Raw genomic sequence first — 17881 nt, forward strand, 5'->3', positions numbered from 1 at the left:
TGGCAAAAAAGCCAATGAATTATAACTATATATTACTCAACTGGTGACCAAGTTTACTCGGGGTCAAGTGGTTGTCAAGAATGTGTTAACTTTTTCCGCAGATACAGTCATTTGCAGAGCGCTTCCCCGCCTGGACGCCGCGGGCGAATCGGGGAACTAGTCAATTTCCATCAGATCATCGCACCCGGCCTCGCGGGAATCCCCTAGTCCCTGGGGCCCACGCCCGGGAATCGGTGGTGGCAATCCAGTGATCCGGTGAGCCGAGGCGCCCGTCCAAGTAGGTGATCCCGGGAATATCGGATCCACCATCAGCTGAATAAATTTGGAACAGGTCGTCTTGGGCAGCACATGTGCCCCCCGAGGCCCTGCAATCGTTCGGATCAAGTATTTAACAGGATTATCACCATGAAAAAGCTACTTATGATGTCTTCGGCCCTGCTGCTGTCTTCGGGCGTGGCCTTCGCTCAAACTCAGACAGGGACCGGAGCCGACCCGACCCAATCGTCGGCCACCTCCGGCACTGCCGCCGTTGCTGATCAGGACACTTCTTCGTTCGGCAACTATGCCGAAGCACTCGACACTGCCGGTGGCGGCCTTGACGAAACCGCTGACGCCTATGTCGGATCCGGTGCCGATGCCGCGCAGGCGGCCGTGAACGCATACGGCCTTTCCGCAGGCAGCGGCAGCTTCACCGCCGCAGTGGGTGTCACCAGCCAGGCCGCGAATGCCAACGTGCAGTTCCAGGTCGGCAACAACAACCAGGCCGTCAACGTTCAGGTCGGCTCGGGTCAGGAATCGGCGACCGTGCAGCAGGGCAACGACAACAACGCCCTGATCAGCCAGACAACCGCGTCCAACGAAGCTGCCATCATGCAGCTGGGTGACATGAACGACACGGCGATCGTCCAGCAGGGCGTCGACAACGGTGCTGCCTCTGCAACCAGCGGCAACGAAAACACCTCGCTGATCCTGCAGTCCGGCAACGACAACATTGCCGCCAACGGTCAGTTCGGTGATCGCAACACGGCTGTGACCGTTCAGAGCAACGGTGACAACACCGCGGCGAACCTGCAGATCGGGGACGACAACAACTCGTTCATCTCCCAGGGTGGCGGCACCAGCGGCACGCTTGCGGCGATCGACGGAACGACGCGCAGCTACGGGCTTCCGGCAGGCGTCAGCCTGATCACGTCCCCCGGCTCTGGCCCCGGCAGCTTCAACTCTGCCGCATCGGTCCAGTACGGCAGCAACAACACCTCGGCCATCGTCCAGCTGGGCAGCAGCAACGAAGCTGTGAACTACCAGCAGAACTGAGGCCAAGACACCGCGCCAGGACGGAGCGGTATGACAGTGTTCGGGGGCATCATCGCGATGCCCTCGGATTCTTTCAGGTGAAGGGGCGTAACATGTTGCTTCTCATTGTATTTCTTCAATTACCCATGCTGACGTCAACGCAGCTTGAAGGCGTGCCGTCGAAAAACTGCATAATCAGAATGTCGGAAGACGGGAACTTCGTGACGCTTCAGGGCGTCGTCGATGCCGCGCAATGGCCGAGCGGCACCTACAGCATGGCGGTCGAGGCGCGCCAAGCGGGAAGCCGCTCTTTGTCGCGTCAGGGCGGAAAATTCGATGGTGCCAGGCAAAGTATGGACGGTATGCTTGTCGTATCGTCAACGACGGTTTATTTATCGAAAGGAAGCCGTTTGGCCGTCAGCCTCAAGATCGAGGGCGCCGAACGGCAAACCACCTGCTCGCTCGCCTATGAACGTTAACGTCTCACGGAAGGGCTTCGACATGAAAGTCAGCAGACCGCCAATCGTGGCCGCCATGCTTCTTGGCATCGCAAGCACTGCGTCCGCGCAAGAATTCGGCTTCCAGATCGACAATGGTCTGACCTTGGAAGAAGTTGTCGCCAGCCGGCAGAGCAAAGCCGTTCTTGAAACAGGATCGGGGGGCAATTCCGGCTCTGCGGCATCCGGCGCGCGCACATTGATCGCGCAAAGGGGTGAAAACAACAGCGCCTCCACGGCGATCACGAACAGCCAGAATGCAGGCGCATTCATTCTTCAGGCGGGCACCGAAAATTACGCGGTCGCCGCTGTTCAGGATTCGCCCGGAAGCGTGATTGCCCAGCTTCAGATTGGAAGCAACAATACCTCAACTGCCGCTATCGTCGGCGGATCCAATAACGGTATTGCAGTGGCGCAGATTGGCAACAGTCTTCACAATTCCATAGCGCTCGTCAACTCCGAAGGCACACGGGTTGTATACGGACAGGCCGGTGAGGGCTACAGTGGCGGTGTGGTTATCAAAAACGCCCCTGAGGGTACCGTAGTGCGTCTTAATTAATCAGGAGCGTCACTGAGGCTGAAAGGGGAACGGGTATGATTAAAATCAACATGTTACTCCGCATTGGCGCTGCGGCATTGATCCTGAGTCCAGGGGCGGCAATGGCAGGCGATCTTGTCTACAAGCCCTTGAACCCCGGATTCGGCGGAAATCCCGACGTATTTGGTTATCTTATCGGTACCGCACAGATTCAGAACCAGTTCGCCGAGCAGGGCGGAGGAGGCGGCGGAAACGCACCGCCCGAAATCAACTTTCCTCCCATCGTTATAGATCTTGGCGGCGTTGGCGGGACACCAACACCACCCGCACCGGCCGCCGCATCCAATGCAGGCAGGTTCTCAATAGATAACTCGAGCTCCACAAACTAAAGCAGACCGTCGATAACGGCGGACCAAGAGGTTAGGGCAGAAGCAGTATGGGACATGGAATTTTGATGCGGTCAAAAGCGGTGGCCCTGGTCCCGCTCCTGGCGATTTCATTGAGTGGCTGCGATGGGATAGGCCTTCAGGGAATCGGCACACGTTTCGATGAAAACGCTGTTCCGCCGCTTTCGACACCCGCGACGAACACTGGTCTTGCACTGCAGCAATTGCCGCCTCCACGCAAGAAAATCGATGTCGCCGTCTACAAGTACGACGACAAAACCGGCCAGAACGAAGAGTCGGATTTTCTGACGCGTTTTTCCCGCGCCGTTTCTCAGGGCATGTCGGATGTCTTGATCGATGTGCTGACCGAAGTCGGCGACGGTCAATGGTTCAACGTGGTCGAAAGGGCAAATGTTCAGGACTTGCTGACAGAGCGGCAGTTGATCGACCAAACGAACCAGAACTATCGCGGACTGCAGCGCTCGGCCCTGCTACCGTTGCGGTTCGCGGGTTTGATGGTTTCCGGCGGTGTCATCGACTACGATACCAATGTTCTGACGGGCGGCTTCGGGGCCCGGATCCTGGGGATCGGCAGCAACGCCGAATACCGGCGTGATCGCATCTCGGTCATCCTGCGCGCGGTCAGTGTTCAGACCGGCGAAGTCCTTGCCTCGGTACAGACAGAAAAGACGATTTACTCCGTTTCGGATCAGGTCTCGGCCTTCCGGTTTGTCGCCGTAGACGAGCTTCTGGAGCTGGATGCCGGCTATTCGGTCAACGAGCCGACGGGCATTGCCGTCCGGCAAGCGGTCGAGCTGGCGGTGTACGATCTGCTTCTGGAAGGCGCGGAAGAGGGCATTTGGGGGTTCCAGGACCCGGCGGTCCAGCGAAGCCTGATCGCCCGTCAAAAGCAGCGGTTGGCCTTGGTGAACGCGTCTGGAAAGAACGTTCCGATCAGGGGGACCGTCACACGCGCGTCGATGGAAAACGCTCCGGCCCTTTCAACGCGTCAGCTGGCCGAAAACGATGTGCCGCACTAAGCGTCCGGCCCTCGCTTCGGCGGCTCTCCTGGCCGTTCTGGCGGCGTCTCAGGCATCGGCACAGGAACGCGCGGAATTCGACCGGAACAGCCGCAAGGATATCGGCGACTGGGTGGTCGAATGCGTGCAGCCCGGCGAGCCCGAGCCCGGGGCCTGCCAGCTTTACCAAAGGGTGCTGACGCAGGATCCCAACGTGGCGGCTATGGTTGTCGCCCTGGCATGGACACCGGCGGAGGGCGCTTTGCGCCTGCAGCTTTCGCTTCCCCTCGGAACGGATCTGACCCGCAAACCGGTTCTGAGCATCGATGGAGAGGCAGCAGAGGCGTTCTCTTGGTCCCGGTGCCTTGCCCGGGGATGTCTGGTCGAAGCGCCGCTTTCACAAGAGCTGATCGCGCGCCTGGCACAGGGCAGCGCGGCCTCGATCACCATTGCACAGCCGAACAGCAACGGATTTCAGATACCGATTTCCCTCGCCGGCTTTCGCAGCGGCATAGGGCAGATCACGCCGCCGTCCACGCTGCCCGAGCAAAGCGCGCCCGACTGAAACCAGGGCCAATGGCGACGGTCCATGGCCCGATGCCGGGGGCATGCGGAGGTCGGATTTTCCGGGCAGGATGAAGACCGGCGTCCGCTGAACAGGGCAGGGCGCGCTGCGCCAGCTGGCGGGCGGCGCGCCTGCGACGGAGCAGCGCCTCAGGCCCAGAGCTGTCTCAGCGAGTCTTCTGCCACCTTTGTCAAGGGCTCGATGATGCTGCCAAGGATCGCGTTGCGATCAAAGACCGTCGGGTCGCTTTTCAAGGTCGCACGCAGCGCCCCTCCGAAGGCCTGTCGCAACTCGGTGCCGATGTTGATTTTCATCACGCGCGTGTCCAGCGCCAGCTGTCGCCGCTGCGCGCGGGGGATGCCGCTGCCGCCGTGCAGCACGAGGGGCGTGGGCACCTCGGCCTGCACGGCACGGATCGCGTCAAGATCCACCGGCACGCTGTCGGATGTGCTCAGGTGGGTGTTTCCCGCCGAGATCGCCAGGGCATCCACCGGCACCGCCGCGATGAAGCGGCGGGCCTCGTCGGGGTCCGTGCCGACCGAGGGGGCGGCCCCCACATAGCCGACGACGCCAAGCTCTGCCTCGACGCTCACCCCGGCGCGGCGGGCCGCTTCAAGCACCCGACCCGTGTTTTCGATGTTCTCTGCCAGCGGCAGCGCCGACCCGTCATACATGACCGAGGAAAAGCCGACCTCGATTGCGGCAAGGCACTCTTCCGGGGTCTTGCCGTGATCCAGATGGGCCACCACGGGCACCGCTGCCGCTTCGGCGAGGACGCGGAACATCTCTGCCAGGACCGACAGCGGCGTATGGGCCCGGCACCCGGGTCCGGCCTGCAACACCGCCGGGCAGCCGAGGCGTTCGGCGGCGGCCACGTAGGCCCGGGCATCTTCCCATCCCAACACCACGAGGCCCGCAAGCGCGCCCCGCTGCGCCGGGATGGCGTCCATCGCCTCTTTCAGGGTTACCAGTGCCATGCGTCAGGCCTCGATCACGGTGGGGATCGTCATGCGGTTGGCCTGCATGAAGGCGGTGACGTCCTCGGCGCGCGGCATGGCCTCGGAGCAGCCCGGTCGGGACACCACCAGCGCGGCCGCGGCCGACCCCCGGCGCACGGCCTCGTCCATCCCGCTGCCCGCGAAGCGTGTCACGAGAAACGATGCGAGGAAGGCATCGCCCGCTCCCACGGGTTTCAGCGCCCTGACCGGGAAGATGCCGCTGGCTTGTTCCTGACCCGCGTGGAAGGTGATCGCGCCGTCCTGCCCCATCTTGTAGATGCAGGCCCCGGGCCCTTCGCGGCAAAGCGTGCGGGCGTGATCGGCGGTCGGGGAGGATGCCCCGCGCAGCACGGCAAACTCCAGATCGTTCCCCACCACGATGCTGCTGTGCTGTGCTGCGGCGGTGTAAATCTCGCTGGCCTCTTCGGCGCTGGCCCAGGAATAGGGCCGGTAATCGAGGTCAAGCACCACCGGCACTTCTGCCTCCTGCGCAAGCGCGATGGCACGCAGGGTGACCATGCGCGACGGCTCGCGCGCAAGCGCGGTGCCGGTCACAACCAGCGCGGCAAGGCCGGTCAGGTCCATCCGGTCCGGCAGATCCGCCCCAAGGTCGAAATCTGCCGCCCCGTTGCGATAGATCACTGTCTCATGCTGGTCCATCAGGGTCTCGGACAGCGCAAGCGAGGTGCGCGTCTCGGGGCCGGACCGGCTGATCAGCCGCTGGCCGATCCCGAAGGCGTCCAGCCGGGCGGCACAGAACCGCCCCACCGGATCGTCCGAGAGCGCCGTCATCAGGTCAACCTGAGCGCCAAGCCGCGCGAGACCCGCGGCGATATTGGCCGCCGATCCGCCAAGCATGGCAGAGAACTGCGCGGCCTCGGCGATCTTGGTGCCTGCCGGTTCGGGATAGAGATCCATCCCCGCCCGACCCACGACGATGAAGCGCAGCCTGCTTTCCGGACTGGTCATTCGGGAACCCTTTCTGTTGTCGTGGTGCGCGCAATGAACTTGACCGGAACCGTCACCCGGATCGACTTCTCGGGCTTTTCCACCAGTTCGTTGATGCCGCGTACCGCGGCGGCGATCACCGCCGCCATGTCTTGCGCGACGGTGCTCAGCCGGTAGGGGCGATAGCCTGCGGTCTCGATGTTGTCGTAACCGACCAGCTGGTAGTTCGAGGGAGCCGTGAGGCCGAACTCTTCCTCGGCTGTATCCTTGAAGCCCATCGCCATCAGGTCGTTGCCGCAGAACACCCCGTCGGGGCGCGTGCGGGCGGTGCAGAACTCGCGCGCGGCGCGACGGCCCGCGTCATAGGTGTGGTCGCCGTCATAGGCGGCCATCGCCACCACGCCCGCCTGTTCGAGACCGGCAAGAAAGCCGCTCAGCCGCTCGGCGCTGGCATCCGGATCGTTGCCACCCTGGCCCGAGACGAAGCCGATCTTTCGCGCCCCCCGCGCGACCAGTTCGGCGGCGGCCATGCGCCCGCCGCTGAAATGGTCGCTGGTGACGTAATTGGCGGCAAGCCCCTTGATCCCACCCCTGTTGAGGATCAGCGTCGGCGTCCCCCGTTGCGAACACAGGGTCAGCATGCTCGAGGTCGGCACGAAACCTGTCATCACCACGGCCGAGGGCAGGTGGCTGAGGATCGCTTCGATCCGGGCGCTTGCGCTGCGGGCATTGGGCACCTGAAACACCAGCGGCAGCGTGCCGCCGCGTTCCAGTTCGCGGATCAGGCGGCTCATGATGCCGGCCCGCACCGGGTTGGTCACATCGCGCACGATCACCGCGATGACATGCGGATAGTCTCGCATCATCAGGCGGGCGGCGGTGGTCGGACGATAGCCCAGTTCGTGGGCCAGTTTCAGAATTCGGCGGCGCACGTCGGGCGAGATCCGCGACATCGGGTCGAAGGCGCGCGACACCGTAGAGCGCGACACATCAAGCCGGGTGGCGATCTCCAGGGCAGTCACCTTTTGCGTCACGCCGCGCCCCCAGGGCCGGCCCCACCCGTCAGCAGCACCTTGATATGCTGTTCGGTCAGGAAGGATGCCCGAAAGGCCTCCAGCACGTCGGCGAGGGGAAACCGCGCGGTGAGGATCGGCCCCGGGTCGATCATGCCGTCCACCAGCATCCGCGCCGAGCGTTCGAACACGCCGTTCTGCCGGAAGGTCGAGATCAGGTCGATCTCCCGCGCGGTCATCTGGTTGAAGGGCACCTCGCAGCTTTGCGAGGGGATCATGCCGACAAGCACCGCCCGCCCGCCGCGCCGCGTCATCCGCACCATGTCGAGGAAGGCCGCGGGATGGCCCGAAGCCTCGAAGGCGATGTCGAAGGCGCCTCCGCGGGCGTCGATCACCGGCACCAGGTCGCCCGCGACCGGGTCCATCACATCGGTCGCCCCCATCCTCAACGCGGTCTCGCGGCGAAAGGCGCTGGGGTCCGATACGCAGACCCGCGCCGCGCCTGCCGCGCGCACGACGGCTGCGATGAGCGCGCCGATGGTGCCCGCCCCGGCGATCACCACGTCGCGCCCCAGCACCGGGCCGGCGCGCTCGACCGCATGGACGGCCACCGAAAGCGGCTCTGTCACGCACAGCAGGTCGTGCGGCGTGTCGCCCGGCACCGGCACGCAGCGTCGCGCCTCGACCACGAAACTTTCTCGATACCCGCCGTCGAGGTGCGGGTCATGACTAGCGGAGCCCATGAAGCGCACCTTGTGACACAGGTTGGCGCGACCGCTGCGGCAGGCGGGGCACTGGCCACAGGTCAGGGCCGGATCGATCACCACGCGGTCGCCCGGGGCAAGACCCTGTACCTCTGCGCCGCACTCGCTGATGTCGCCGCTCATCTCGTGACCAAGGGCGAAGGGGCTCTTCAGGACAAAGTTCCCCATCCGGGCGTTGTGGTAGTAGTGCTGGTCGGAGCCGCAGATCCCGGCCGCGCCGAGGGTCACGCGTACATCGCGCGGGCCAAGCGGTTCGGCGGGGACGGGTTCGAGACGAAGATCCTTCGGTCCGTGCAGAACGGCGCCGAGCAGGGCGGAGTCGGTCACTGGGAGCCTCCATTCAGGAAGTCGGGCAGGGCGGTGCTCAGCCCCGGGATGAAGAGAAGGGCCAACAGGGTCAGCAGGAGCGGCGCCGCAAAGAGCAGCAGGCTCCGGCTGACGAAGCCCGGCGTCACGTCTGCCACCTTGGCAAGGACAAAGATGACCATTCCGACCGGCGGGGTGAGCAGGCCCAGCATCAGGTTGAACATGAAGAAGATGCCGAAATGGATCGGGTCGATCCCCAGCGCGGTTGCGGTCGGCAGGAGGATTGGCACAAGGATCGTGATCGCGGCGATCATGTCGAGAAAACAGCCTACCACCAGCGTGACGACGGCCACGATCAGCAGGAAGAGCCAGGCGTTCTCGGTGACGCCCGTCACCATGTCCTGTACCAGCCGCGCGACGTTGTTGGCGGTCAGCAGCCACGAAAAGATCGCCGATCCGGCCACGATGATCAGGATCGAACAGCTGGTCGTGGCGGTTTCCCGGCTGAGCCGGGTGAAGTCCCGCAGGCTCAGGGAGCGGAACACGATCGCGCTGAGCAGCAGCGCATAGGCCGAGGCGGCCACCGCGGCCTCTGTGGGTGTGAAAACGCCTGTCATGATGCCGCCGATGATCAGAACCGGCGTAAAGAGCGGGAAGATCGCACGGCGCCCACGCTGCAGCACGGTCGGCAGGCTGAAGGCGAGGCTGGGCTTGTAACCGCGGCGCCAGGAGATGACGAAGATCATCAGGCTCATCAAGCCCGCCAGCAGGACACCGGGCAGGATGCCCGCCAGAAACAGGCTGCCGATGGATTCAGAGGCAACGACACCATAGATGATAAGCGGCAGCGAGGGCGGGATCAGCGGCCCGATGATCGCGCTGGCGCCGGTGATGCCGATCGAGAAGTCATCGTCATAGCCTGCCTCGCGCATCGCCTTCACCTCGATCGCGCCCAGCCCGCCCACATCGGCCACCGCAGAGCCGGACATGCCGGAGAACAGCACGCTGGCGGCCACGTTCACATGGCCCAGCCCGCCCTTCATCCAGCCGACCATGGCATTGGCAAAGCCGAAGATACGCTCTGTCACCCCGCCGACGTTCATCACCGCGCCGGCAAAGACGAAGAAGGGAATGGCCAGCAGGGTGAAGCTGTCGACCCCGTTGATCATGCGGAACAGCACCTGCGGTGTGCCCAGGCCCTCGGTCAGCAATAGGTAGGCCATAGAGGCGCCGACAAGGGCGAGGCCCACAGGGACCCGAAGCACCAGCAGGACGGCAAGGGCGACGAAAAGGACGGTCACGCGCGAACCTCCGTTGATACACCGCGCAGGCGGTCGGCCAGGCGCAACAGCGTCGCGGCAAGATTCAGCAGGAGACCGGTGAACACGACGTAGTAGATCACCGACTTGGGCAGCGGGATGGCACTCATCTGCTGGCCCGAAAGCTGCGCAAGCGCCCAGGCCTGCCAGGCGAGGATGCCGACGATGGCCAGCTGGATCAGCTCTGCGATGCCTTCCAGCCAGGGCCGGGCGGTGACGGGGAGCATCTCGACGAACAGGTCGATGGCAATGTGTTCGCCCCGGCGCGTCACCACCGGCAGGCCGAGGAAGGCCACGGAGATCAGAAGATAGCGGGCCAGTTCCTCGGTCCAGCCAAGGGGCATGTCGAGGAAATAGCGAAAGAAGAACTGGGCGAAGACGGCAAGGCCGAGCGCCCAGAAGGCGACAAGCAGGCAGCTTTCCTCGATCAGGCCGGTGAGCTTGCGCAGGGTGCCAAGCATGGTGTCCTCCTTCGGATGGTGCCGGGCGGCGAGAAGGTTCTCCGCCCGGCGATGATTTCAGAGCGGGCAGGCGCCCGCGACAGGCGGGGTCAGTCCGCCAGTGCGGTCACGCGGTCCACCAGCTCTTCGCCCCATTCTGCCTTGACGGCAGGGATCACGAGCTCTGCAAACGGAGCGCGGTCGACATCGACGATCTCGACATCGTCACCGGCACGGAACTTGTCGAAAAGTTCCTCTTCGCGCGCCACGATCCTGTCGCTGAACAGGGCCGAGGCTTCGCGGGTGATTTCGGTGAACAGCGCCTTTTCCTCGTCGGACAGCCTGGACCAGAGCGGGCCGCCGAAGACCGAGACCACTGAAGAGGTGATGTGGCTGGTCCGCGCGACGTAGTTCTGAACCTCGTAGAACTTGTTCGACTCGATGATGGTGATCGGATTTTCCTGCCCCTCGACGACACCCTGCTGAAGCGCGAGATAGACCTCGGCAAAGGAAATCGGCGTCGGGTTGGCCCCGACCGCGGTCGGGAAGATCTTCCACAGCGGCGCGTTGGCCACGCGGATCTTCATGCCCTGCATGTCTTCGGGCGTCTCGATCCTGTCCCGAGAGCTGGTCTGGCGCGACCCGAAGTACAGGATCGACGTCACCTTGTTCCCGGTCTTGTCGAAATAGCCCTCGCTGACCTCTGCGAAGACATCGCTCTCCTGGTAGGACTTCCAGTGGGCGTAGTCCTTCCAGATGAAGGGGGCTTCCGAGATCGCCATCGGCTTGTGAAACTGGCCAAGGAAGGTCGGCCCGGTATAGGCCATCTGGATCGAGCCGATCTGAAGCCCCTCGGTAATCGTCTCTTCGTTGCCGAGCTGCGAGCCGGGAAACACGTCGACGACAAAGGCGCCGTCGGTACGCGTCTCGATCTCGTCGGCGATCCATTCGGCGGCTTCGTTGTAGAGGGTGTTTGCCTCGTAGACATGGGCAAACTTCAAGGTCTGCTGGGCCAGGGCGGGGCATGCCAGCACGGCGATGGCAGCGGTGATCGTCGCAAGTGTCTTCATGGTCTCCTCCGGTGCAAAATGTGCATGACCGGTGGGTATAGGCCCGCCTTCATGATGTGGATGGGGCATCTGTGCAAAATTTGCACAGATTGGGGCGCGGGTTGATGTGATCCCTCGCCAAGGCTTGCCAGAGTTCGGCGCCATCAAGCGCAGTCGTTCCAGGGTCGGGTTTCAGGACCATTCGATGACGGTTGCCGCGAGTGCGATGGCCCGGAAGAAGGTCTTCCGGCATCGAGCCCAACGGGCCGCGACGCGCCTGTATCGGCCCGGCGTATTCTGCTCAGCGCAAGCCGCCCATCCGAATGCCTCGGCATGGGGGCGCTTGGCAAAAACCTGATGAGGGCGGCGGACAGTTTTCGCGCGCGGACAAGCCCCGCGAGATCGCCGCGCATGAGCGTGATCCCGGTGGTTTCCACGGCCACGCCGGCCCCGGTGCTCATGGCGATTCCGACATCGGCAGCCGCCGGCGCAGGGGCGTCGTTCACGCCGACCCCGACCATCGCGACCGACTTGCTATCGGCGCGAAGGTCGCGACCAGCGAGCAGTGAGACGCGGCACCGACCCCAAGCGAAATCAGCGTCCGCATGTCTGGCGAGAGGATGCGGATTGGCTCGATCCCGCGGTGGAAGAAGGGCAGGGCTGCCCAGGGGACGATGGGCGTCGCCAGCAGGCACTCACGATGGACGGCCACTCGGTGCCCGATCCAGCCGCGCACCGGCAAGGCCGCCAGTTTGCCCATCGCCAGGATGACCAGCGGCACGGTCGCCGCCCGGTGGGAGGGCCGATCCGCCAGTGCCTTTCGCGCCCGGGCGCCGACTTCCTCGGTCCCTGTCCCGGTGATCATGCAATTGATCCCGCCGGACATGACCAAGCGCTTTTTCCTATTTCCGGAGATACTTGATCAGCGCCGCTATGGCCAAGACCAGCAGAACGAGGATCAGCAGGCCGACCAGCCAGCCAAACCCCATGCCGAACCCCATTCCGGTGCCCATGTCGTTCCAGTTCATGACGTCTTCCTCCTGTTGTCCGGGCTGCGAGAGGCCCGTCTCTGCGGATTTCGCAAGACAGCACCGCCGCAGCGGTCGGAAGGGCGGGGCGCCCGAAGCGAACGCCCCGCCTGCGCTCAGACCGAAGACGAGACCGCGAACTCGGTCATCATCCCGGTCTCCAGGTGCGGCATGTGATGGCAATGCAGCATCCAGCGCGCCGCTTCGCCCGCGTCAAGCGCCACGTCCACCATCGACATCGGCGGCACGTAGACCGTGTCGCGCAATGCGCCGGCAAAGCGCCGGCCATTGATGCCGACCACCTGGAACACGTGGCCGTGCAGATGCATCGGGTGCCCCATCATCGACATGTTGTGGAACGAAAGAACAACCCGTTCACCGCTGCGCGCGACAACCGGCTTGTGCTGGCCCCAGACGGCGCCGTTGATCGTCCAGACATAGGGCTGCATCGAGCCGCCCAGCATCAGCATCTGGCTGCGATCCACAGAGCGCTCCGGCAGGGCTTCCATCGCGATCAGCCGTGCTTCCTGCGCAAGATCGATGTCGAACGCGGGCACGTCTGCCTCTGCCAGGGCATCGACGCGCCGCACCTCGGCGCCGGGCGTGGCAAGGATCAGGCCGGTGCGCTCTCGTGCGCCTTCGCGCAGCGCAAGGATCGGCCAGGCGCGGCTTTCGTCCGGCAGGTCGATCTCGAGATCAAGCCGCTGTCCCATGGCCAGCCCGAACCGGCTGCCCGTCAGCGGCTGTACCGCATGACCGTCCACCGCGACGATGCGCGCCTCTGCCGCGCCGGTATCGATCCAGAACACCGTGGCCGCCGAAGCGTTGATGACGCGAAGCCGGATGCGTCCGCCGCGCTCGACCTGCACCACCTCGGGATCCGACAGCGTCCGGTCGTTGGCGAGATAGGCATCCCAGTCGTAGTCGTTCAGATCCATGGCCATCATCCCGCTCATGCCCGGCATCCGGCCCGTCGCGCCGTGATCCATGCCCGGCATGGCGCCGGTGCCGCCCATGGGTGTGCCCGGCGCGGGTTCGGCGCCGCCGTGATGCGCGTGCGCGCCGTGGCCGCCTCCTGCGTGGCCTTGGCTGATCTCGTCCAGCACCTCTTCCGGGGTCTTGAACGAGAAGTCGTGCAGGAACATCACCACCTCCTGCCTGTCGGCGGCGGCCTCCTCGGCAGACCGCACGATCAGCGGCGCGGCAAGCAGCTGCATCTCCTGGACCGGGACATGGCTGTGCATCCAATGCGTGCCGGGGCGCGCCTCGAAGTCGTAGGACCGTGTTTCGCCCGGCGTGAGCAGGGGCATCGGCATGTCGGGCACGCCGTCCTGTGCATTGGGCGGGATCTGCCCGTGCCAGTGTACAATCGTGCCGATGTCCAGATCGTTGGTCAGATCGACCCGGAACCGCTGTCCGGGGTCGAGTATCAGCCCCTGACCGCCGGGTCCGGCAAGGCCGAAGACAGAGGCCGCGCGGCCGTCGATGTCCAGCGTGCGCGTGGCGGCGGAAAGCCGGATCGGGGCCGCCGACTGCGCGAGGGCATGACGGGGCATTTGCGCAACTGCAAAGGTTGCTGCACCTGCGGCAAGAAAGCCGCGTCTCGAAAGGGTATTCATGGTCGTCTCCTGGGGACATTCCGTCCCGTGTCTCAAAGCCTGTGCGACGCCGCGGGCGTCGGCCTGCGGCGCGTTCAGAGGAGACGAGGCTTCGGCGGTCGTTTGTTCAGTCCCGGCACCCGGCCGGCATGGATTTCCTCTGCGGGAAGATCGTGGCCGGCGGGTCCGTAGGCAACTCCGGCGTCCATATCAGGGCTCGTCAGCAAGACCGGCAGACCCGCGCAGACGACGTCGCACATTACTGCCTCTGCGGATCCACAATGCTGGCCACCCTCACAAGAGGAATGAACGACAGTCGATGCGTGAGGCGTCTCGACCGGATGAAGCGCGTGATCCGCCTGCATGCCATCCATCCGCGCAGCATGGGCTGCGCCGATCGTCGTAACCACGGCGATCGAGAGTATGACAAGCATGGAGAGGACACGGGCGAACATGCCTGAAAGATAGGCATCGCTGCCAAAAATGTCCATTGACGCCGAGGACACGTTTTTGTCTGCTCAAGGCCGAAGGCGCGGCACCCGCGCCCCCGATCAGGTCTTCCGCATCACGCAGGCACACAGGCTTCCGTTGGCCCGCAATAGACCGCGCAGCCGGTGCGTCAGGCGCCGGGGTGGTTGGCCGGTTCCAGGCCCTTTCGAGAGCTTGCGATGCCTGGCCATTCTTCGCGACGATATAATGCACCCGGCACCCACAGGGCTTGGGGCTGGCAGCCTTCGCATGGTGGCGGTCGGGCAAGTCTCAGACGTTCTCAGAGGTATGGATCGCAATCGGAATGTTAACGCGTTGTGCGCCCGCGTCAGGCCCGGCCTTGTGGGCCTTGACCATGGTGGCGACGATTTCACGGGCGAAGGTCCTGATCGGATAAGAGAGGGTCATCGTGATCGTCCCGTCGATGAGCCCGGCCCGCGTCGCGTCGAAGATCTCGTAGGCGACGCAGACGAAATCCTTGCGGCGTGGCCGGTCCTTCAGCGCGGCGAGCGCCCCGGTGATGCCACCACCGGACACGAAGAGACCGCACAGGTCGGGATGTTCGCCCAGGAGCTTTTCCGTCATCTCGCGGGCGACGGCGGCGGATTCGAAGGTCTGCAGCGGCTCGAGTACGGAGAACCCGGCATCCTGTTCGCGCAGGTAGGACCGGAAGCCGCTCTCGTTGATTTCCTGGTTGCGGTAGCGGTGATTGCCCAGCAGGACGCCGATCTTGCCGGGGCTGCGGCAGGTGTGGTGGAAGGCCCAGGCGGCGGTGCGCCCCTTCTTCCAGTTGTCGTGGCCGATGTAGCCGACGTTGCCCTGTGCCGACAAAGGCCCGATCAGCGCCGACACCGGGGTGCCGCTGTCCAGCAGCGCGGTGATCGCGTCGGAGATCACCGGATGCTCTGCCGCCACCACGCCGAGCGAATCGCACTGCTGCCCGACCTCGGTTATCCTGTGCGCGATGTGGTCCGGTGACAGGTCGTCCATGTACTCGAGTTCGAGGGTGACGTTGGCCCCGGTGTATTGTTCTGCCGCACGGCGCAAAGCGGCGCCCAGCTCGCGGTAGAACACCCGGTGCCCCTGGTGCAGGATGACCCCGAGGCGGATGGTCTCGCGGCTTTGCAGGACCGAATGCTCGATGCTGCCGAGGCCATAAAATCCAATCCTTTCAGCGGCTCCCAGAACGATTTCGCGCGTTGATCCACGCACCGCCTGGGCATTGTTGATGACGCGGTTCACCGTGGAAACGGACACCCCTGCCTCCTGCGCAAGGTCCTTGATGGTGGGTCGGGACATGGCTTCTCCGGTCGTGATCCAGTGTTTCATTTTGTCTCATTTAATCTCGATTATGAGGTGATTTGAAACGAAACGCTTTGAGACAGATTACGGATATTGATCCATTCAATGTCAATGAGGCATTCAGTAGGTGCCGGGTACAGAGGAGTGCCGAGGCAGAATCCGGTCCCGCTGGGAGGCAGGCCGGAGCAAGCAGACAGACCCGATGACCGGGTGTCGCGTGGCAGGGCCGCGCAGCACACGGGACCAAACGCCCCCGGCACCCCGTGCCGGTGCGGTGGAAGCACGCCCCGCACAGGGCGTCCGCCGATGCGGACAGGAGATGCGGGCCGACAGATGCCAGACCGCCGCCCCTGGGGCGGCACCCACGATCCAAGGGAGGAAACCCGGATGAACCTGACCAAGACCCTCAAGGCCACCGTTGCCGCAGCTGCCCTCGCGCTGACCGCCGTTCCCGCATCCGCGGCGGACATCGCGGTGATCGCCGGGTCCATCGAGGACGGCTTCTTCAACCTCATCAAGAAGGGCGTTGACGATGCGACCCTCGTGGTCGAGGCGAATGGCGGTTCGGTCAACTACCTGCGCACCCCGAACTACGACAACTTCGGCCCGGACCTGGTGAACCTGATCAACCAGGCCGTGGCGCAGGGCGTCGACGGCATCGCGATCCCGGTCTGGGTGCCCGAGGCACAGGTTCCCGCACTGCAGAAGGCGGCCGAGCAGGGCATCAAGATCATGATGTACAACTCGGGCATGGACGTGAAGGGCGACATCTCGGGCATCAACTACTTCGGCTCGGACGAGTTCGTCGCCGGCGAGGCCGGTGGCCGCTACATGGCCGAGCAGGGCGCCCAGAAGATCCTCTGCCACATCCACACCCCCGGCGCGGTCAACCACGAAGCCCGCTGCGGCGGCGTCGAGAAGGGCGGCACCGAGGCAGGCGCCGAGGTCGTGATCCTGCGCACCCCCGCCAACCTCGACGGTGACATCACCGGCCTTGCCGAGGCGATCAAGTCCGAACTGGTCGCCGACCAGAGCTTCGACGCGGTGATCTCGCTGTCGGCGTCCTCCGCCGATGCCTCCACCAACGCGGTGCAGCAGATCGGGGCAGGGGACCGGGTGATGGTCGGCGCCTTCGACCTCAGCGAAGCGGCCCTGAACCGCATCCAGGCGGGCACCCAGAAGATGGCCATCGACCAGCTGCCCTATCTGCAGGGCTTTCTCGCCACCTCGATGCTGGCCGCGCATATCGACTTCGGCACCGAGCTGGCCACCGATCCGGTGCTGACCGGTCCCGCCATCGTCGATGCCTCGAACATCGAAACTGCCCTGGCCGGGGTCTCTGCGGGCGCCCGCTGATCCGCTGACCTTTCTCCCGGGCCGCGTCAGGCCCGGGATGCCCGCCAGAACCGGGTCGCTTCGAACCGAGGCCTGGCACCGCACCCTGCCGAGAGAGACAGATATGACCATGGAAACCACATCGCAGACCTCGCGGCCATCACGGCCCGCAACCTCGACGCCGTTCTCTGTCGGCGCCCTGTTCCGGCGTCCCGAAACCGGGGCCTTCATGGGCATGGTGCTGGTCTTCCTCTTCTTCGCCTACTTTGGCTATGACCGGAACTTCCTGTCGCCCTACGGCACCTCGTCCTGGGTCAACATGGCCTCGACCGTGGGCATCATCGCCATCCCCATCGGCTTCCTGATGATCGCCGGGGAACTGGATATCTCCATCGGCGCCGTGGTGCCCGCGGCCAAGATGTCCATGGCCATCGCGGTCGGCTACTACAACCTGCCGGTTGGCGTCGGCCTGCTGATCACCTTCAGCCTTGCGGCCTTCATCGGCTGGGTCAACGGCATGCTGGTCACCCGTACCAACGTGCCCTCGCTCATCGTCACGCTGGCCACGCTCTTTGCCGTCTCGGGCCTGACGCTGTTCCTGTCGCTGTGGCTGACGGACACCACCAGCCAGGCGCTGACCTCTCCGGGATGGGCCAAGGCGGTGTTCGGCGACTACCACGCCTGGGGCTTCCAGAGCTCGGTGTTCTGGTGGCTCGGCATGGCGGCGGTGCTGTACTACATCCTGCACCTGTCGCCCTGGGGCAACTGGATCTTCGCCCTTGGCGGTGACAAGGAAAGCGCCCGCAACGCCGGTATCCCCATCGACAAGCTGAAGATCGCGCTCTTCATGCTGGCCGCCATGGCCGCCGCCCTGTCCGGCACCTGCGAGGCGATCCTGTCGAACTCTGCCACCACCACCACCAACTTCGCGCTGATCTTCAACTGCATCATCGCCGTGGTCGTCGGCGGCGTGCTTCTGATCGGCGGTTACGGC

At 64.4% G+C, this 17881-nt stretch carries 20 protein-coding genes and 1 pseudogene; 8 read left to right on the forward strand and 13 right to left on the reverse strand.

What is annotated here, in order from left to right; genetic code table 11:
* Window positions 1–405: 405 nt before the first annotated feature.
* From ACN5KJ_RS04270 to ACN5KJ_RS04295, 6 genes are all read left to right on the forward strand, one after another.
* Window positions 406–1314 carry a hypothetical protein gene (locus tag ACN5KJ_RS04270; protein ID WP_418592191.1) on the forward strand — a complete coding sequence of 303 codons (909 nt, stop codon included), beginning with the start codon at window positions 406–408 and terminating at the stop codon, window positions 1312–1314.
* Between the two features lie 92 nt (window positions 1315–1406).
* A complete protein-coding gene (csgH, locus tag ACN5KJ_RS04275) occupies window positions 1407–1772 on the forward strand; it encodes a curli-like amyloid fiber formation chaperone CsgH (RefSeq protein ID WP_347167646.1) in 366 nt (121 codons plus the stop codon).
* Between the two features lie 22 nt (window positions 1773–1794).
* Window positions 1795–2349: a hypothetical protein gene (locus ACN5KJ_RS04280; RefSeq protein WP_347167647.1), complete on the forward strand. Its 555-nt coding sequence runs from the start codon at window positions 1795–1797 to the stop codon at window positions 2347–2349.
* A 35-nt stretch (window positions 2350–2384) separates the two neighbouring features.
* A complete protein-coding gene (locus tag ACN5KJ_RS04285) occupies window positions 2385–2717 on the forward strand; it encodes a curli assembly protein CsgF (RefSeq protein ID WP_418592192.1) in 333 nt (110 codons plus the stop codon).
* Window positions 2718–2764: 47 nt separating this feature from the next.
* Window positions 2765–3754, forward strand: a complete 990-nt coding sequence (locus ACN5KJ_RS04290) for a CsgG/HfaB family protein (RefSeq protein ID WP_418592193.1) — start codon at window positions 2765–2767, stop codon at window positions 3752–3754.
* On the forward strand, window positions 3741–4298 hold the full coding sequence (locus tag ACN5KJ_RS04295; RefSeq protein ID WP_418592194.1) for an invasion associated locus B family protein: 558 nt from the start codon (window positions 3741–3743) through the stop codon (window positions 4296–4298). The genes ACN5KJ_RS04290 and ACN5KJ_RS04295 overlap by 14 nt, the downstream gene beginning before the upstream one ends.
* A 149-nt stretch (window positions 4299–4447) precedes the next feature.
* Here ACN5KJ_RS04295 and ACN5KJ_RS04300 read toward each other — a convergent pair whose 3' ends face one another.
* The 13 genes and pseudogenes from ACN5KJ_RS04300 to ACN5KJ_RS04360 all read right to left on the reverse strand — a co-directional run bounded on the left by ACN5KJ_RS04300 (window position 4448) and on the right by ACN5KJ_RS04360 (window position 15579).
* Window positions 4448–5275: a class II fructose-bisphosphate aldolase gene (locus tag ACN5KJ_RS04300; protein ID WP_418592195.1), complete on the reverse strand. Its 828-nt coding sequence runs from the start codon at window positions 5273–5275 to the stop codon at window positions 4448–4450.
* A 3-nt stretch (window positions 5276–5278) separates the two neighbouring features.
* Window positions 5279–6265, reverse strand: a complete 987-nt coding sequence (locus tag ACN5KJ_RS04305) for a PfkB family carbohydrate kinase (protein ID WP_418592196.1) — start codon at window positions 6263–6265, stop codon at window positions 5279–5281.
* The gene (locus tag ACN5KJ_RS04310; protein ID WP_418592197.1) at window positions 6262–7278 is read right to left on the reverse strand and encodes a substrate-binding domain-containing protein; all 1017 of its coding nucleotides are present in this window, start codon (window positions 7276–7278) and stop codon (window positions 6262–6264) included. Before ACN5KJ_RS04310 ends, ACN5KJ_RS04305 begins: the two co-directional genes overlap by 4 nt.
* The gene (locus ACN5KJ_RS04315; protein ID WP_418592198.1) at window positions 7275–8348 is read right to left on the reverse strand and encodes an alcohol dehydrogenase catalytic domain-containing protein; all 1074 of its coding nucleotides are present in this window, start codon (window positions 8346–8348) and stop codon (window positions 7275–7277) included. Before ACN5KJ_RS04315 ends, ACN5KJ_RS04310 begins: the two co-directional genes overlap by 4 nt.
* The gene (locus ACN5KJ_RS04320) at window positions 8345–9628 is read right to left on the reverse strand and encodes a TRAP transporter large permease (RefSeq protein ID WP_347167652.1); all 1284 of its coding nucleotides are present in this window, start codon (window positions 9626–9628) and stop codon (window positions 8345–8347) included. Before ACN5KJ_RS04320 ends, ACN5KJ_RS04315 begins: the two co-directional genes overlap by 4 nt.
* A complete protein-coding gene (locus tag ACN5KJ_RS04325) occupies window positions 9625–10107 on the reverse strand; it encodes a TRAP transporter small permease (RefSeq protein ID WP_418592199.1) in 483 nt (160 codons plus the stop codon). The genes ACN5KJ_RS04320 and ACN5KJ_RS04325 overlap by 4 nt, the downstream gene beginning before the upstream one ends.
* A gap of 89 nt (window positions 10108–10196) precedes the next feature.
* Window positions 10197–11156 carry a DctP family TRAP transporter solute-binding subunit gene (locus tag ACN5KJ_RS04330; protein ID WP_418592200.1) on the reverse strand — a complete coding sequence of 320 codons (960 nt, stop codon included), beginning with the start codon at window positions 11154–11156 and terminating at the stop codon, window positions 10197–10199.
* Window positions 11157–11488: 332 nt separating this feature from the next.
* Window positions 11489–11668, reverse strand: a pseudogene (locus ACN5KJ_RS04335) (hypothetical protein); the annotation flags it as partial.
* A complete protein-coding gene (locus tag ACN5KJ_RS04340) occupies window positions 11638–12021 on the reverse strand; it encodes a hypothetical protein (protein ID WP_418592237.1) in 384 nt (127 codons plus the stop codon). The pseudogene ACN5KJ_RS04335 and the gene ACN5KJ_RS04340, both read right to left, overlap by 31 nt.
* 16 nt (window positions 12022–12037) lie before the next feature.
* Complete coding sequence (locus ACN5KJ_RS04345) at window positions 12038–12163, reverse strand: hypothetical protein (RefSeq protein ID WP_418592201.1); 126 nt, start codon at window positions 12161–12163, stop codon at window positions 12038–12040.
* 116 nt (window positions 12164–12279) lie between these two features.
* Window positions 12280–13782 carry a multicopper oxidase family protein gene (locus tag ACN5KJ_RS04350; RefSeq protein WP_418592202.1) on the reverse strand — a complete coding sequence of 501 codons (1503 nt, stop codon included), beginning with the start codon at window positions 13780–13782 and terminating at the stop codon, window positions 12280–12282.
* A gap of 74 nt (window positions 13783–13856) precedes the next feature.
* On the reverse strand, window positions 13857–14252 hold the full coding sequence (locus ACN5KJ_RS04355) for a hypothetical protein (RefSeq protein WP_418592203.1): 396 nt from the start codon (window positions 14250–14252) through the stop codon (window positions 13857–13859).
* A gap of 268 nt (window positions 14253–14520) precedes the next feature.
* The gene (locus ACN5KJ_RS04360) at window positions 14521–15579 is read right to left on the reverse strand and encodes a LacI family DNA-binding transcriptional regulator (protein WP_418592204.1); all 1059 of its coding nucleotides are present in this window, start codon (window positions 15577–15579) and stop codon (window positions 14521–14523) included.
* Window positions 15580–15885: 306 nt separating this feature from the next.
* Here ACN5KJ_RS04360 and ACN5KJ_RS04365 point away from each other — a divergent pair, with 306 nt between their 5' ends.
* Complete coding sequence (locus ACN5KJ_RS04365; RefSeq protein WP_418592205.1) at window positions 15886–16908, forward strand: substrate-binding domain-containing protein; 1023 nt, start codon at window positions 15886–15888, stop codon at window positions 16906–16908.
* A gap of 109 nt (window positions 16909–17017) precedes the next feature.
* Window positions 17018–17881: ABC transporter permease (locus ACN5KJ_RS04370; RefSeq protein WP_418592206.1), on the forward strand; the 864-nt coding region annotated here is incomplete at its 3' end.

The sequence above is a fragment of the Ponticoccus sp. (in: a-proteobacteria) genome (assembly GCF_048381735.1).

Coding starts and splice junctions, on each gene's coding strand:
- ACN5KJ_RS04280 (WP_347167647.1), top strand. CDS start 1,795: ATGAAAGTCAGCAGACCGCCAATCGTGGCCGCCATGCTTCTTGGCATC.
- ACN5KJ_RS04350 (WP_418592202.1), bottom strand. CDS start 13,782: ATGAATACCCTTTCGAGACGCGGCTTTCTTGCCGCAGGTGCAGCAACC.
- ACN5KJ_RS04305 (WP_418592196.1), bottom strand. CDS start 6,265: ATGACCAGTCCGGAAAGCAGGCTGCGCTTCATCGTCGTGGGTCGGGCG.
- ACN5KJ_RS04330 (WP_418592200.1), bottom strand. CDS start 11,156: ATGAAGACACTTGCGACGATCACCGCTGCCATCGCCGTGCTGGCATGC.
- ACN5KJ_RS04270 (WP_418592191.1), top strand. CDS start 406: ATGAAAAAGCTACTTATGATGTCTTCGGCCCTGCTGCTGTCTTCGGGC.
- csgH (WP_347167646.1), top strand. CDS start 1,407: ATGTTGCTTCTCATTGTATTTCTTCAATTACCCATGCTGACGTCAACG.
- ACN5KJ_RS04300 (WP_418592195.1), bottom strand. CDS start 5,275: ATGGCACTGGTAACCCTGAAAGAGGCGATGGACGCCATCCCGGCGCAG.
- ACN5KJ_RS04340 (WP_418592237.1), bottom strand. CDS start 12,021: ATGTCCGGCGGGATCAATTGCATGATCACCGGGACAGGGACCGAGGAA.
- ACN5KJ_RS04345 (WP_418592201.1), bottom strand. CDS start 12,163: ATGAACTGGAACGACATGGGCACCGGAATGGGGTTCGGCATGGGGTTT.
- ACN5KJ_RS04360 (WP_418592204.1), bottom strand. CDS start 15,579: ATGAAACACTGGATCACGACCGGAGAAGCCATGTCCCGACCCACCATC.
- ACN5KJ_RS04285 (WP_418592192.1), top strand. CDS start 2,385: ATGATTAAAATCAACATGTTACTCCGCATTGGCGCTGCGGCATTGATC.
- ACN5KJ_RS04325 (WP_418592199.1), bottom strand. CDS start 10,107: ATGCTTGGCACCCTGCGCAAGCTCACCGGCCTGATCGAGGAAAGCTGC.
- ACN5KJ_RS04365 (WP_418592205.1), top strand. CDS start 15,886: ATGCCAGACCGCCGCCCCTGGGGCGGCACCCACGATCCAAGGGAGGAA.
- ACN5KJ_RS04355 (WP_418592203.1), bottom strand. CDS start 14,252: ATGGACATTTTTGGCAGCGATGCCTATCTTTCAGGCATGTTCGCCCGT.
- ACN5KJ_RS04295 (WP_418592194.1), top strand. CDS start 3,741: ATGTGCCGCACTAAGCGTCCGGCCCTCGCTTCGGCGGCTCTCCTGGCC.
- ACN5KJ_RS04290 (WP_418592193.1), top strand. CDS start 2,765: ATGGGACATGGAATTTTGATGCGGTCAAAAGCGGTGGCCCTGGTCCCG.